This is a genomic window from Streptomyces sp. NPDC051555 (assembly GCF_044454405.1).
Taxonomy (GTDB): Bacteria; Actinomycetota; Actinomycetes; order Streptomycetales; family Streptomycetaceae; genus Streptomyces.
In genome coordinates this window covers 61,819-74,452 of sequence record NZ_JBITDP010000008.1, presented here as the reverse complement: position 1 = coordinate 74,452, position 12,634 = coordinate 61,819, and the positions used below count along the sequence as shown (strand labels likewise).

14 protein-coding genes are annotated in these 12,634 nt (G+C 74.2%); 7 read left to right on the top strand and 7 right to left on the bottom strand.

Features of this window, described 5'->3' with window-relative positions:
- Nucleotides 1-9 precede the first annotated feature (9 nt).
- Nucleotides 10-420 (top strand): VOC family protein, encoded by a 411-nt coding sequence (locus ACIBEA_RS18445; RefSeq protein ID WP_399262092.1) that lies wholly within the window; start codon nucleotides 10-12, stop codon nucleotides 418-420.
- A 99-nt stretch (nucleotides 421-519) separates the two neighbouring features.
- Here the strand turns inward: ACIBEA_RS18445 and ACIBEA_RS18440 are convergent, their stop codons facing one another.
- Complete coding sequence (locus tag ACIBEA_RS18440) at nucleotides 520-924, bottom strand: DUF5997 family protein (RefSeq protein WP_399262090.1); 405 nt, start codon at nucleotides 922-924, stop codon at nucleotides 520-522.
- A gap of 57 nt (nucleotides 925-981) precedes the next feature.
- Here ACIBEA_RS18440 and ACIBEA_RS18435 point away from each other — a divergent pair, with 57 nt between their 5' ends.
- The 3 genes from ACIBEA_RS18435 (at nucleotide 982) to ACIBEA_RS18425 (ending at nucleotide 3,982) form a co-directional block, all read left to right on the top strand.
- Complete coding sequence (locus ACIBEA_RS18435) at nucleotides 982-1,767, top strand: LysR family substrate-binding domain-containing protein (protein ID WP_399262088.1); 786 nt, start codon at nucleotides 982-984, stop codon at nucleotides 1,765-1,767.
- Nucleotides 1,768-1,923: 156 nt separating this feature from the next.
- Nucleotides 1,924-3,114, top strand: a complete 1,191-nt coding sequence (locus ACIBEA_RS18430; protein WP_399262086.1) for a hypothetical protein — start codon at nucleotides 1,924-1,926, stop codon at nucleotides 3,112-3,114.
- A gap of 277 nt (nucleotides 3,115-3,391) precedes the next feature.
- Entirely contained in the window at nucleotides 3,392-3,982 is a 591-nt protein-coding gene (locus ACIBEA_RS18425) for a chitin binding peritrophin-A domain-containing protein (RefSeq protein WP_399262084.1), read from the top strand.
- A gap of 15 nt (nucleotides 3,983-3,997) precedes the next feature.
- On the opposite strand, the gene ACIBEA_RS18420 is transcribed toward ACIBEA_RS18425, so the two are convergent.
- The 3 genes from ACIBEA_RS18420 to ACIBEA_RS18410 are packed head-to-tail and all read right to left on the bottom strand — an operon-like array spanning nucleotide 3,998 to nucleotide 7,031.
- Nucleotides 3,998-4,930, bottom strand: coding sequence for a TIGR03619 family F420-dependent LLM class oxidoreductase (locus ACIBEA_RS18420; protein ID WP_399262082.1), 933 nt, complete (start codon nucleotides 4,928-4,930; stop codon nucleotides 3,998-4,000).
- 59 nt (nucleotides 4,931-4,989) lie between these two features.
- Nucleotides 4,990-5,565, bottom strand: coding sequence for a histidine phosphatase family protein (locus ACIBEA_RS18415; RefSeq protein WP_399262080.1), 576 nt, complete (start codon nucleotides 5,563-5,565; stop codon nucleotides 4,990-4,992).
- Nucleotides 5,566-5,597: 32 nt separating this feature from the next.
- A complete protein-coding gene (locus ACIBEA_RS18410; protein ID WP_399262079.1) occupies nucleotides 5,598-7,031 on the bottom strand; it encodes a PLP-dependent aminotransferase family protein in 1,434 nt (477 codons plus the stop codon).
- On the opposite strand from ACIBEA_RS18410, the gene ACIBEA_RS18405 reads away from it, so the two are divergent.
- Both ACIBEA_RS18405 and ACIBEA_RS18400 read left to right on the top strand, forming a co-directional pair.
- Nucleotides 7,030-8,019 carry a DMT family transporter gene (locus ACIBEA_RS18405; RefSeq protein WP_399262077.1) on the top strand — a complete coding sequence of 330 codons (990 nt, stop codon included), beginning with the start codon at nucleotides 7,030-7,032 and terminating at the stop codon, nucleotides 8,017-8,019. The genes ACIBEA_RS18410 and ACIBEA_RS18405 overlap by 2 nt on opposite strands.
- Nucleotides 8,020-8,074: 55 nt before the next feature.
- A complete protein-coding gene (locus ACIBEA_RS18400; protein WP_399262075.1) occupies nucleotides 8,075-8,269 on the top strand; it encodes a DUF1918 domain-containing protein in 195 nt (64 codons plus the stop codon).
- Between the two features lie 31 nt (nucleotides 8,270-8,300).
- On the opposite strand, the gene ACIBEA_RS18395 is transcribed toward ACIBEA_RS18400, so the two are convergent.
- Entirely contained in the window at nucleotides 8,301-9,566 is a 1,266-nt protein-coding gene (locus ACIBEA_RS18395) for a glycoside hydrolase family 10 protein (RefSeq protein WP_399262073.1), read from the bottom strand.
- A gap of 154 nt (nucleotides 9,567-9,720) precedes the next feature.
- Between ACIBEA_RS18395 and ACIBEA_RS18390 the strand changes: the two genes are divergently transcribed.
- The gene (locus ACIBEA_RS18390; protein ID WP_399262071.1) at nucleotides 9,721-10,623 is read left to right on the top strand and encodes a 3-hydroxybutyryl-CoA dehydrogenase; all 903 of its coding nucleotides are present in this window, start codon (nucleotides 9,721-9,723) and stop codon (nucleotides 10,621-10,623) included.
- A gap of 37 nt (nucleotides 10,624-10,660) precedes the next feature.
- On the opposite strand, the gene ACIBEA_RS18385 is transcribed toward ACIBEA_RS18390, so the two are convergent.
- Both ACIBEA_RS18385 and ACIBEA_RS18380 read right to left on the bottom strand, forming a co-directional pair.
- Nucleotides 10,661-11,182: an NUDIX hydrolase gene (locus tag ACIBEA_RS18385; protein ID WP_399262481.1), complete on the bottom strand. Its 522-nt coding sequence runs from the start codon at nucleotides 11,180-11,182 to the stop codon at nucleotides 10,661-10,663.
- A gap of 62 nt (nucleotides 11,183-11,244) precedes the next feature.
- Nucleotides 11,245-12,618 carry a transcriptional regulator gene (locus ACIBEA_RS18380; protein ID WP_399262070.1) on the bottom strand — a complete coding sequence of 458 codons (1,374 nt, stop codon included), beginning with the start codon at nucleotides 12,616-12,618 and terminating at the stop codon, nucleotides 11,245-11,247.
- Nucleotides 12,619-12,634: the final 16 nt, after the last annotated feature.

Sequence of the window (12,634 nt, the reverse complement as noted above, 5' to 3'; positions counted from 1 at the left end):
GTCGCAGTCATGACCATCAAGCTCTCGCAGTGCTTCATCGCGGTCGACGACCACGACAAGGCACTCGCCTTCTACCGCGACACCCTCGGCCTGGAGGTGCGCAACGACGTCGGCTTCGAGGGGATGCGCTGGGTCACCGTCGGCTCCCCCGAGCAGCCCGACGTGGAGGTCGTCCTCGAACCGCCCCTCGCCAACCCCAACGCCTCGCCGGCCGACCGGCAGGCCATGGCGGAACTGCTGGCCAAGGGCATGCTCCGCGGCGTGATCTTCACGACCGACGACGTCGACGCGACCTTCGAGCGGATCCGGGCGGCGGGCGCCGAGGTGCTCCAGGAGCCGACCGACCAGCCGTACGGCGTCCGCGACTGCGCCTTCCGCGACCCGGCGGGCAACATGCTCCGCTTCAACCAGCCGCGCTGACACCGACACCCCCGACGTCGCGGCGCCGCACCACGCACGGGTGCCCCGGACCCGGCGGCAGGGCCGCGGGTCCGGGGCACCGGTGGTGAATCCCCGTGATCAGGAGTTCTGGTCGGCGGCCTTCGCCGCGCGCTCCGCGTTGCGCTCCTTGATGCGGACCGTCTCCTTGCGGACATCGGCCTGCGTGGTGCGCTCCTTCTGGAGCCACTCGGGCAGCTCGGCCTTGATGGCCTCGATCTGCTCGGTGGTCAGGGCGTCCGTGACGCCCCCGCGCGCGAGACCGGCGATGGAGATGCCGAGCTTGGACGCGACGACGGGGCGCGGGTGCGGACCGTTGAGGCGCAGGTCCTGGAGCCACTGGGGCGGCTCGGCCTGGAGGGCACTCAGCTCGGCCCGCGAGACGACACCCTCCTGGAACTCGGCGGGTGTGGCCTCGAGGTACACACCCAGCTTCTTCGCCGCGGTCGCGGGCTTCATGGTCTGGGCGTTCTGGTGCGACGTCATGGGTCTAGGGTATCGAGCGTGTGCGCTACCTCCGACCACGACCGGTAACCTGGCCGGGTGACAGGCTCGGAAACACCCCCTTCGTTCCGGCTCGCGTACGTCCCGGGAGTGACGCCCACCAAGTGGGTGCGGATCTGGAACGAGCGGCTGCCCGACGTCCCGCTGACGCTGGTCCAGGTGACCCCGGGCGAGGCGCCCGCCCTGCTCCGCGACGGCGGCGCCGACGCGGGCTTCGTGCGGCTGCCGATCGACCGTACGGACCTCAGCGCGATCCCGCTCTACACCGAGACCACCGTGGTCGTGATCCCCAAGGACCACCTGATCGCGGCGGTCGAAGAGGTCGCCACGGGCGATCTGGCCGAGGAGATCGTGCTGCACCCCCTCGACGACACCCTCGACTGGGAGCAGCTGCCGGGCAAGCCCGCGATCGCCCGCCCCGAGACGACGGAAGACGCGATCGAGCTGGTGGCGGCGGGGATCGGCGTGCTCGTCGTGCCGCAGTCGCTCGCGCGCCTGCACCACCGCAAGGACCTCACCTACCGCACGCTGACGGGGGCGCCGGAGTCGCGCGTCGCGCTGTCGTGGCCGGAGGCGGACGAGGCACCCGAACTGGTGGAGGAGTTCATCGGGATCGTGCGCGGGCGCACGGTCAACAGCTCGCGGGGGCGCACGCCGACCCCGCCGCAGCCGAAGAAGGCCAAGCGCCCCGACCCCGCGGCGGCCCGCCGCAAGCCCGGCGGCGGCAAGCCGACCGCCGGAAAGAACCCGCGCGGTGCCTCCGGGGGCGGCGCGAAGGGCGGGGGCAAGGGCGGCGCCAAGCGCGGCAAGCCGCGCGGCCGCTAGGACCTCGCCGGTTCCCGCGCCCGCGCGCCGGGGCGCCGGGGCGCCTCCAAGTGCCCCGGCCGCCGCTCTTCAGCCTCGCCGGCGATTGAGGCACCCCCACAGGGAACCGGAGGGAACCGCGGGGAAGATCCGCACGAGACGCCTAGAGTGCCGCCCATGGGGTGGAGAGGGATCTTGCGCGGGCACGGACCCGGGCCGGGGCGGCTCGCGGTGACCGCGGACCTGCGGTGGACGCGGATGCGGAAGATCGCCGTGGTCCTGGCGCAGCGGCGCCGGCCGCCGCAGGAACTGTGGGACCGGGTCGTCTTCGCGTTGGAGGACCAGATCATGGTCGCCTGCGCGGCCGGGCACCTGCTCGCGGAGGCCGGGCCGGCCGTGCTCGACGGGCACGCGGACCGGCTCGCGGCCTTCCTCCGTCACCACCGGTCGGCCGACGCCTACTCGCCCTCCCTCACCGATCACGTCCTGGTCGCCCTGACCGGGCTCGACGACCGGCGCGCCCTCCCGCTGCTGACGGCGCGCGTCGCCGACTCCTCGTCGTTCCTGCTCGGCAGGGATTTCGCCCCGACGCTGGGCCGGCTGCCGGCCGCCGACCTGCTGCCCGCCCTCCTGGCCCGCCTGCGCGCCGCCCCGGACGGCCACTCCGTCGAGGGCGCCCTCGCCCTGCTGGGCCGGTGGGGTGCGCCGGCCGGAGCCGCCGTGCCCCTGCTGGCGCCGCTGCTCGGGGGCCCGTACGCGCGGGGCGCCTGCGAGGTCCTCGGCCGGATCGGGCCGGGTGGCGCGGCCACCGCGGACGTCCTGGCCGACCTCGCCCGGGGTCGTACGCGCCCCGCCCGGCAGGGCTGGCCCGGTACCGCGAACCCCTGGCACGGCCGCCAGAGCGCGGCCTGGGCCCACTGGCGGGTCACCGGGGACGCCGGGCTCGCCCTGGAGGTGTGCGGGAGCTTCGCCCGCGCGGGGATCGGCGGACCCGTCCTGCGTTACCTCGGCGACCTCGGCCCGGCCGCCGCCGCGCACGTGGACGACGTACGGGCGCTGCTGGACGCGCCCGGCGCGTGGACCCGGGTGGAGGCGGCGAGCGCGTTCTGGCGGATCACCGGTGACCCGGAGCCGACGGTGGCGGTCCTCCTGCGGGAGCTGGCCCCGCTGCGGGACGCCCGCCTGACGGAGCCGGCCGGGGCCGCCGTGCGGCACCTGGGCGCGATCGGCGCTCCGGCCGCCGCGGCCGTACCGCTCTTGCGGGACGCGCTCGCCGACGAGCGCCGCGCCCACGAGCGGATCCTCTTCGACGAACGGCTGTGCCGGTCCCTGGAGACGGCGCTGGACGGCATCGAGGGGAACATCTGATCCATCGGACAGTCGACCAGGTGTAAGGCGAGCAGCATTTTCCGGCCACCCCGAGCGCAGTCGTCACCCTGCGGGACCGACTGAACGATTCTGCCGCTCCCGCCACCAGGAAGTCCGCCGTGCGGGGATGCCGGACGGCCCGTTCCGCCGCACGCGCGGTAGCGGAATCCGCCACCAGCCCGGCCGAAAATCGATCGTTGCGACCCCCACCCCACCCTCCCTACAGTCCCCTCTGCATTCATCTCATCACACAGGGTCACTTCCCATGGGGGCAGCAGTGTCACGCTCACGCACCATCACACGCCGCGTCGGCAGGGTCCTGGCGGGCTCGTCCCTCGGCGCACTCGTGGCACTGGGACTGGGACTGGGCGCGGCGCCCGCGACCGCCGCCGCCACCGGGGACTGCGGCGCCTCGAACCGGCTGCCGCGCCCGCAGGACCAGCGGTTCTACGTCCAGTGCGCGAACGGCATCGCCACCGTGCTGCCCTGCCCCACCGGCCAGGTCTTCGACCTGGCGCAGCAGGCGTGCGACCTGCCCGAGCGGGTCCGCCCGGCCGTGGCCACCGAGACCACCGCCGGGCCCGCCAAGCTGAACGGGCTGCTCTTCGGCGTGAAGAACCTCAGCACCACCGTCCGCATGGCCGACGGCCCCGCCGGGCTGGACGGGGTCCCGGTCACCTTCACCACCGCCGGTGGCAGGACCCTCTGCACGGCCGTCACCGACCAGTACGGCGCGGCCCGCTGCGACTCACCGGCCCGACTGAACGTCCCGATCGACGAGATCCTGCGCGGCTACCGGGCGACCTACGCCGGGATCGACGGCATCTACCGGCCCTCCACGGCGACCGGACCCGTCTCCCTCCTCTGACCGGCGGGCGCGGGATCAGGCCCCGGTGGCGCGCACCGCCGCGTACAGCTCGGCGGCCACGTCCGCCAGTTCGGCCGCGTCCCGCACGCTGCCCTGGAGGTCCACGAGCAGGTCGGTCAGCGGCACGGCCGCCGCGTGCGCGGCGATGTCCTCGGCGATCTGCCCGACGCTCCCCTGGAAGGGCCGCCGGTCCGCCCCTTCGAAGGGCCGCGGCGTGTAGAGCGCGTTCGCCCGCGCGCACACCTCGATCGGCCGGGTCCGTCCGCGCTCGGCGGCCAGCTCCGTCAGTCGCTCCCAGGCCCCGGCCAGCACCTGCGGGCCGGTGGCCACCGGCATCCAGCCGTCCGCCCGGTCCACCAGGCGTCGGGCGGCGCGCGGGCTCGTGGCGGGCAGGTAGACGGGGACCGGACGGGCGGGCTTGGGGCCGATCCCGGCGGGGGCGATGACCGTCGACCCGCCCTTGTAGGAGACCGGGTCGGGGCCCCAGACCGCCGCGCACACGTCGAGCAGCTCGTCCAGCACCGCGCCGCGCCGCTCGAAGGGCGCCACGCCCGCGGCCGCGAACTCGTCGCGCGACCAGCCGGTGCCCAGGCCCGCCAGCACCCGGCCGCCGCTCGCCGCGTCCAGGGAGGCGAGGGAGCGGGCCAGTTGGACGGGTATGTGGAGCGGGGCGACGAGCACGCTGGTCCCCAGCAGGGTCCGCTCGGTCGCGGCGGCCGCGAGGGTCAGCGTGATCAACGGGTCGGCGACCGAGCGGTACTTCTCCGTCCAGGGCAGGCCCGGGATCCCGTACATCCCCTGCAGGGGTTGCTCGGGGAAGAGGATCCGCTCGAAGACCCACAGGCTGCCGTACCCGGCCGCCTCGGCCGCGCGCGCCACCGCCGGGACGTCGCGGCCGACGTGGAAGTGCTTCATCTGGGGCAGGCTGAGCCCGAGCCGGATCGCCACGGTTCTTCTCCTTCGCCGGAGGGACGCGCGGCGCCTGCCGGTGAGGCGCCGTCGGAGCGTCAAACGGTCGTCTCCAGCGAAAGGTGCCAGCGTCCCGCGGATCCGGCGAGGGTGACCGTGGACAGCGGCCGGACGTCCACGTTCCAGTACGTCTGCGGTGGCGCCCGGAGCGCGAAGACCAGGGCGGCGCGCACCACGGACGGTTCGGCGACCGCCACGATCGCTCCCCCGTCGTCGGCGGGCCGGGTGTCCAGCCAGGCCCCGATCCGCGCGATGAAGGCGAGCAGCGACTCCCCGCCGTGCGGGGTCGCGCGCGGGTCGGACAGCCAGAGGTCCACCGCGCCCGGCTCGCGCGCGGCCACCTCGGCCAGGGTGAGCCCCCACCAACGCCCCATGTCGCAGTCGCGCAGGGCCGGCTGGGCGAGCGGGGCGTAGCCCAGGGCCCGACCGGTGGCGCGGCTGCGCGCCGTGGGCGAGCAGTAGCGCAGCTCGGCCGCGCCCAGGGGCACCAGTCCGTGCGCGGCCGTCTCCACCGCCCGCCAACCGACGGGGTCGAGCGGCCGGTCGTCGTCGAAGCGCTCGGCGAGCAGCGAGGAACTACGGGCTGCGGTGACGAGCGAGACCCGAACATGCATAGCGGCGATGGTGCGGCGAGCGTCGCCCGAGGTCAAGCCTGCGTACCGACCCCGCAGCGCAGCTTGCCGACGGCCGCCGCCAGTTCCCCGGCGGACGCGACCCCGGCCAGGCTCATGCGGACGTACGGACCCGGCGGTTCCGCGCAGAAGTACGGACGGCCCGGGGTGACGGCCACCCCGGCCCGCAGCGCCCCCGCCACGAAGGCGGACTCGTCCGCGCCGTCGGGCAGCCGCACCCACAGCTGGTAGCCGCCGACGGGCAGGTGGGGCAGCGTCAGGCCGGGCAGCTCGCGCCGCAGGGCGCCGACGAGCACCTCCCGCCGGTGGCGCAGCTCGGCGCCGACGGCCCGCAGGTGACGCGGCCAGGCGGGAGCGCCGACCAGTTCCAGCGTGGCCTCCTGGAACGGCCGCGGTACGAAGAAGCTGTCCACGACCTGGATGGCGCGCAGCCGCTCCAGGACCGGCCCGCGGGCCGCGAGCGCGCCCACCCGCAGGCTGGGCGAGGCCACCTTGGTGAGGGAGCGCACGTGCACCACCACCCCGTCGGGGTCCTCGGCGGCCAGCGGCGGGGGCAGCGGTCCGGCGTCCTCGTGGGCGAGCGAGCGCGCGTAGTCGTCCTCGACGACGAAGGCCCCGGCGGCCCGCGCGATCCGGCGCACCTCGGCCCGCCGCGCGTCGGCCAGCACCGATCCGCTCGGGTTCTGGAACAGCGGCTGGCACACGAACACCCGCGCGCCGGTGGCTTCGAAGGCCGCGGCGAGGAGGTCCGTACGCACCCCGTCCGCATCGCAGGGCACCGGCACCGGCCGACACCCGGAGGCGCGGGCGATCGCCAACAGGCCGGGATAGGTCGGGGACTCGACCAGGATGGGCGCACCCGGCGGGGCCAGCGCCCGCAGGGCGGTGGTGAGCGCGCTCTGGCCCCCCGCGGTGACCAGCACGTCGGCGGCGGTGAGCGGGCCGCCGATCTCCCGGGCGAACCAGTCGCGGAGCTCGGTCAGCCCCTCGACGGGCGGCCGGGACCAGGCCCCGGGCCGCCGGCCGGCACGGGCCAAGGCCGCGGCGAGGGCGCGTTCGGGCTGGAGGGAGGAGTGCAGGTAGCCGCCGTTCAGCTCGATCACCCCGGGCGGCGGGGCCGCGAGGGAGACCAGCACGCCGGAGGCGTCCACCGAGCGCGGCACGATCTCGCCGCCCTCCTCCGCGCTGAGGGCCACTTCCTGCCAGGAGGTGTCCGGGGCGGCCGGGGACGCCTCGCGCGGCGCGCAGCGGAACGCCCCGGCGCCGGGCCTGGTCACCACGAGCCCTTCGGCGGCGAGCTGGGCGAGGGCCCGGGACACCGTCACCGGACTCACCCGGAACCGCTCGACCAAGGAGCGGCTCGACGGCAGCTTTCCACCCACCGAGTAGCGGTTCAACTCGGATCTGAGGGATTCCACCAGTTCAGCCACACTGCTACGCTCGTACATGAGAGCACAGAATAGCGCTACTGGCCCCGTCACGATAGCGGTTGAGCGCGCGACGGACTCGGGAACCGGATCGGGAACCGAGTCGGTCACCGGGCCCGGCACCGGGCCCGGCACGCCGTCCGCCACCGCATCCGGCGCCACCTCCGGCACGCTGCTCGCCGCCCTCGGCGTCGTCACCTTCTCCCTCACCTTCCCCGCCACCGTCTGGGGCATGGAGAGCTTCGGCCCCTGGTCCTTCGTCGCGCTGCGCAGCGTCCTCGCCGCCGCGATCGCGGGCGTCTTCCTCCTCGCCCTGCGGGTCCCCCTGCCGGGCCGTGCGCACTGGGCGGGCCTCGCCGTGGTCGCCGCCGGGGTGGTCGTCGGCTTCCCGATGCTGACCACGCTGGCCCTGCGCACCTCCACCACCTCGCACTCCGCCGTGGTGGTCGGCCTGTTGCCGCTGACCACCGCCGCGCTCGCCGCGCTGCGCACCGGCGTCCGGCCCTCGCGCACCTTCTGGGCCGCCGCCGTCGCGGGGGCCGCGGTGGTGCTCGGCTTCACCCTCGCGCAGAGCGGTGGCGCCCTCTCCGCGGGCGACGCCTACCTCTTCGCCTCCCTGCTGGTGTGCGCGGCCGGGTACACCGAAGGCGCCCGGCTGGCCCGGTCGATGCCCGGCTGGCAGGTCATCGGCTGGGCGCTGGTCCTGTGCCTGCCGCTGACCGTGACCGGGTCGGTGCTGGGCCTGGCCGCCGAGCCCGTCCACCTGACCGGGCACGGGATCGCCGGGCTGGTGTGGGCGGCGGCCGGCTCCAGTTTCCTCGGGCTGTACGTCTGGTACCGCGGGATGGCCGAGATCGGACCCGCCCGCGCCAGCCAGCTCCAGCTCGCCCAGCCGCTGCTCACGCTGGTGTGGGCGGTGGCCCTGCTGGGCGAGCACCTGACCCCGGCCGCGCCGGTGGCAGCGGCCGCGGTGCTCGTCTGTATCGCCCTGACCCAACGGGTCAAATAGGTCTGGAACGCCGTAAACTGCTGTCACCGACCGGACCGGCCCGAGGGAGGTCAGCATGCACGCGACCGAGGGTGACCAGCTGGTGCAGCACGGCAGGATCGTCGGCCAGAACGACAAGGTCGGCGAGATCCTCCAGGTCCTGGGGGACAACGGAACCCCGCCCTACCGGGTGCGGTTCCAGGACGGCCACGAGGCGCTGATGGCCCCCGGGCCCGACTGCGTCGTACGGCACCCGGACACACACCAGTGAGCCCGGCAACGGCAACGGCAACGGCGGCCGATCAACGCGGTGGCACGCGCGTCGGATAGTGGTCCGCGACCACCTCCGCCATCGCTCCGCACCGGTCCGCGACCACCTGCTTCGCGGAGAAGTAGGCGTGGCCGCGGACCTCCGGGTACCGGGCGGCGATCGTCAGGTGCCGGGACAGCTCGGCCGGGTCCCGCCAGGCCGCCGTGGGGCTGTCGGGATCGCAGCGGTAGAGCGCCTCGCCGATCAGCAGTTCCACCGAGGTGCCCCGGACCGTCCCCGACCACCAGTCGACGAGCGTCTCGTAGTCGCACTGCGGGTGCCCGATGTGCCAGTAGAGCTGCGGCGCGATGTAGTCGAGCCAGCCCTCCCGCACCCAGCGGCGGGTGTCGGCGTACAGGTCGTCGTACGTGCCCAGGCCCGCTTCGGTCGCCGAGCCGAGCGGATCGACCTCCTGGTTGCGCCAGACCGCGAAGGGGCTGACCCCGAAGCGGACGCCCGGCCGCGTCGCCTTGATCGCCGCGGCCATCTCCCGCACCAGGGCGTCGATGTTGTGCCGCCGCCAGTCGGCGCGCGAGTCGAAGTCGGAGCCGTGCGCGGCGAAGGCGTCGTCGTCGTCGAAGTACTGGCCCTCCACGGGGTAGGGGTAGAAGTAGTCGTCCCAGTGCACCGCGTCCAAGGGGTAGCGCCGGACCGCGTCGAGCATCGCCCTCTGCACGAACGCCCGGACCTCCGGCAGCCCGGGGTTGTAGTAGAGCTTGCCGCCGTACCGGACCACCCAGTCGGGATGGAGGCGCGCCGGGTGCTCGGGGACCAACAGGGACGCGTTCGTGTGGTTGGCCACCCGGTACGGGTTGAACCAGGCGTGCAGCTCCAGCCCGCGCTCGTGCGCCCGGGTCACGGCCGTGCCCAGCGGGTCCCAGCCCGGGTCCCCGCCCTGGCGCCCGGTCAACCACTGTGACCAGGGTTCCAGCGCCGAGGGCCACATCGCGTCGGCGGTCGGCCGCACCTGGAGGACCACCGCGTTCAGCCGCCGCCGGACCGCGGTGTCGAGCAGGGCCACCAGCTCCGTCTCCTGGGCCGCGGCGCTCAGCCCGACCTCCGAGGGCCAGTCGACGTTCTCCACGGAGGCCACCCACATCCCGCGGAAGGCGGAGCCGGGGGCGGGCGCGCCGTCGACCCCGGGCGCGGGGCCCGGAGCCGCTGCCGCCGCCGGGCCCGCGGCGGCCGTCGTCACCGTTCCCGCGGCCAGCGCCCCGGCCACCCCCACCAGCAGTCCCCGTCGGCCGATGTGCGCCATGTGTCCGCTCCGTTCCGCACAGTGATATTGATCTCGGTGCGCCCAGCATGCCCGCCCCGGGCCGTCATCGGGCCGCAGGTCGGGAGTAACGTCGGGGTGCGTGGCGGGCGCCGGAATGCAGTTACCACTGTCAACGACGGGGGACCCGCGATGGATGAGCAGCGAAAGGCACGATGTGACGGACCTCTCTACCCTCCCGACCGACATCGCACGGGTCGGCGTAGTGGGCTGTGGCCAGATGGGCGCGGGCATCGCGGAGGTGTGCGCGCGCAGCGGTCTCGAGGTGAAGGTTGCCGAGACCACCGGCGAGGCCCTGGAGATCGGCCGTACCCGGCTGCACAACTCCCTGATGAAGGCCGCCGAACGCGGCAAGATCACGGAGGAGGAGCGGGACGCCACCCTGGCCCGACTGAGCTTCACCACGGACCTCGGCGAGTTCGCCGACCGTGACCTGGTCATCGAGGCCGTCGTCGAGAACGAGCAGGTCAAGACCGAGATCTTCCAGGTGCTCGACCAGGTGGTGACCCGCCCCGACGCGATCCTCGCCTCGAACACCTCCTCCATTCCGCTGGTGAAGCTGGCCGTCGCCACCTCGCGACCGGACCAGGTCATCGGCATCCACTTCTTCAACCCGGCCCCGGTGCAGCAGCTCGTCGAGCTGATCCCGGCGCTGACCACGGGCGAAGAGACGGTCAAGCGGGCCGAGGCCCTGGTCCGGGACGTGCTCGGCAAGCACGCGATCCGCGCCCAGGACCGCTCGGGCTTCGTGGTCAACGCGCTGCTGATCCCGTACCTGCTGTCCGCGATCCGGATGTTCGAGTCGGGCATCGCGAGCCGCGAGGACATCGACAACGGCATGGAGCTGGGCTGCGCCCACCCGATGGGCCCGCTGAAGCTGGCGGACCTGATCGGCCTGGACACCGTGGCCTCGGTGGCGGACTCGATGTACTACGAGTTCAAGGAGCCGCTGTACGCCGCTCCCCCGCTGCTCCAGCGCATGGTGGACGCGGGCCGCCTGGGCCGCAAGACGGGCTCGGGCTTCTACCCGTACAACTAGTTCCCGGTCCCCGGCTCACCCCCGGCTCACCCCGGGTTCAGGCCAGGCGCAGGTGGTGCAGCAGCAGGAGCCCGGCCGCCATGTTGGCGGCCGGGACCTCGCCGCGCGCGATCATGTCCGGGACCAGCTTGAGCGGCACCCACGCGCGGTGCGAGGACTCGAAGTCGTCCTCGGGGTGGCCGGTGTACGTCGCCCCCTCGGCCCAGTAGAGGTGGTGGCGGGCGTCGGTCAGCCCGTTGGAGGGCTCGACGGTCATCAGGTGGTGGAGGGGACCCGGGCGCCAGCCCGACTCCTCCTCCATCTCGCGGGCCGCCGCGGCGGCGATGTCCTCGCCGTCCTCGACCACGCCGGCCGGCAGCTCCCAGCCCCAGCTGTCGGTGATGAAGCGGTGGCGCCACAACAGCAGCACCTCGTTGGCCTCGTTGACCGCCGTGGCCACGGCGACCGGGCGCAGCCGGATCACGAAGTGGTCCAGGTGCCGGCCGTCGGGGAGTTCGACGTCCGCGAGGTTCACGTCGAACCAGCGGTTCTTGTACACGGTCTGCTCGCTCAGGTTCATCCACTGCACGGTTGTGCCACCTTTCGATCGAGTAGGTGGCAACATGGCAGCAGTTCCGAGCATCACAGCGGAACGCGCAACGCCCCGTCGATGAGGTGCGCCGTCTCCTGCGCCCCCGCACATCCGCTGGTCAGCAGCTGTTCGCGGACCGCGCGCAGCCGGTCGCGCAGCCGCAGGGATTCCATCCCCCTGGCCCGTTCGGCCATTTCGGTCGCGGCCGCCACCGCCCCGTCGGCCTCCCCCTGGCGCAGCTGGATGTTGCACAGTATGGCCAGCCGGTGCACCCGTCCCCGCTCGTGCGCCGGGGTGTCCACAGCGGCCGTCGCCTGCTCGTAGGCGGCATCGAGTTCGCCCAGCCCGAGCAGCGCCTCGGCCACTTGCACGTTGACCAGACCGGGCTGTACGTACCCGGTCTCGTCCGGTTCGCTGCCCGGCCGGATCCGCTCGGCCGCCGCCTCCGCGCGCCGGATGCACTCCAACGCGGCGCTGCCGTCACCGAGTCGGGCGTAGGCCTTGGCCTGCATCGCGTGCAGGTCGGCCGAGAGCGCGGGGGTGATGTGCCGCCCCGCGGCCCGCAGCGCGGCCTCCGCGAAGGCGACCGCCTGGCGGAACTCCCCCAGGTGCAGGGACTGGTTGACGAGCAGCGCGATCACGTAGGCGCCCAGGCCCCGGTCCCCGCTCGCCTTCGCGAGCCGCAGGGCCTGGTGGAAGTAGCGCTGGGCGAGCCCGTGGGCGTCCGAGTCGTACGCGCAGATCCCGGCCACCGCCACCAACGACCCGGTGGCCCGGTAGAGCCCCCGGCCGAGCGTGTCGGGGTAACTCCCGCGCAGCAGCGGCGCGGTCTCGCTGCCCAGGAAGCGGACGACCCGCTCCCGGGTGGCCACGCCACCCGCCCGCCGGTACATCAGCTCGTAGTGCACGCGGGCCGCCCGCAGGATCTCGATGTGCTCGGGGCCGACCGGGGTGGGCCCCGAGCGCGAGACGTCCGCGTCCTCGGGCGGATTCTCCCACTCCCAGACCGGGATGACGGCCGGGGTCCCGCACACCGCCCCGGCGGCCAACAGCTGCGGGCGGGCCTGGCCGTCGGCACGCCACAGGGCGGTGGCCCGGTCGACGAACCCGCCCAGCGGGGAGCCGGGCGGCGACCCCTGACCGGCGTCGCCCGCGGCGCCACCGGCGCCGGGCGAACCGGGCAGGCCGAGCCCGATGTCGTCCAGCGACAGCGGCCGGCGCAGGCGGCTGCCGAGCACCTCGCAGAGCAGGTCAGGCACATGGCCGCGGGGGCGCTGGCCCTTGAGCCAGCGGGCGACGGCGGTGTGTTCGTAGCGCAGGGCCAATCCGCGGCTGCGGCCTGCCTGGTTGACGTGTGCGGCGAATCCGGCATGGGACATGCCCGCCTCGGCAAGGAGGGCATCGAGCAGTGCGTTGGGCTGCATGGGCCGCTCCCGGGGC

Bases quoted from the DNA above. Each gene is read 5' to 3' on its own strand.
- ACIBEA_RS18445 (WP_399262092.1), top strand. From the start codon at position 10: ATGACCATCAAGCTCTCGCAGTGCTTCATCGCGGTCGACGACCACGAC.
- ACIBEA_RS18440 (WP_399262090.1), bottom strand. From the start codon at position 924: ATGACGTCGCACCAGAACGCCCAGACCATGAAGCCCGCGACCGCGGCG.
- ACIBEA_RS18430 (WP_399262086.1), top strand. From the start codon at position 1,924: ATGGGGTGGAGAGGGATCTTGCGCGGGCACGGACCCGGGCCGGGGCGG.
- ACIBEA_RS18415 (WP_399262080.1), bottom strand. From the start codon at position 5,565: ATGCATGTTCGGGTCTCGCTCGTCACCGCAGCCCGTAGTTCCTCGCTG.
- ACIBEA_RS18405 (WP_399262077.1), top strand. From the start codon at position 7,030: ATGAGAGCACAGAATAGCGCTACTGGCCCCGTCACGATAGCGGTTGAG.
- ACIBEA_RS18410 (WP_399262079.1), bottom strand. From the start codon at position 7,031: ATGTACGAGCGTAGCAGTGTGGCTGAACTGGTGGAATCCCTCAGATCC.
- ACIBEA_RS18400 (WP_399262075.1), top strand. From the start codon at position 8,075: ATGCACGCGACCGAGGGTGACCAGCTGGTGCAGCACGGCAGGATCGTC.
- ACIBEA_RS18395 (WP_399262073.1), bottom strand. From the start codon at position 9,566: ATGGCGCACATCGGCCGACGGGGACTGCTGGTGGGGGTGGCCGGGGCG.
- ACIBEA_RS18390 (WP_399262071.1), top strand. From the start codon at position 9,721: ATGAGCAGCGAAAGGCACGATGTGACGGACCTCTCTACCCTCCCGACC.
- ACIBEA_RS18385 (WP_399262481.1), bottom strand. From the start codon at position 11,182: ATGAACCTGAGCGAGCAGACCGTGTACAAGAACCGCTGGTTCGACGTG.
- ACIBEA_RS18380 (WP_399262070.1), bottom strand. From the start codon at position 12,618: ATGCAGCCCAACGCACTGCTCGATGCCCTCCTTGCCGAGGCGGGCATG.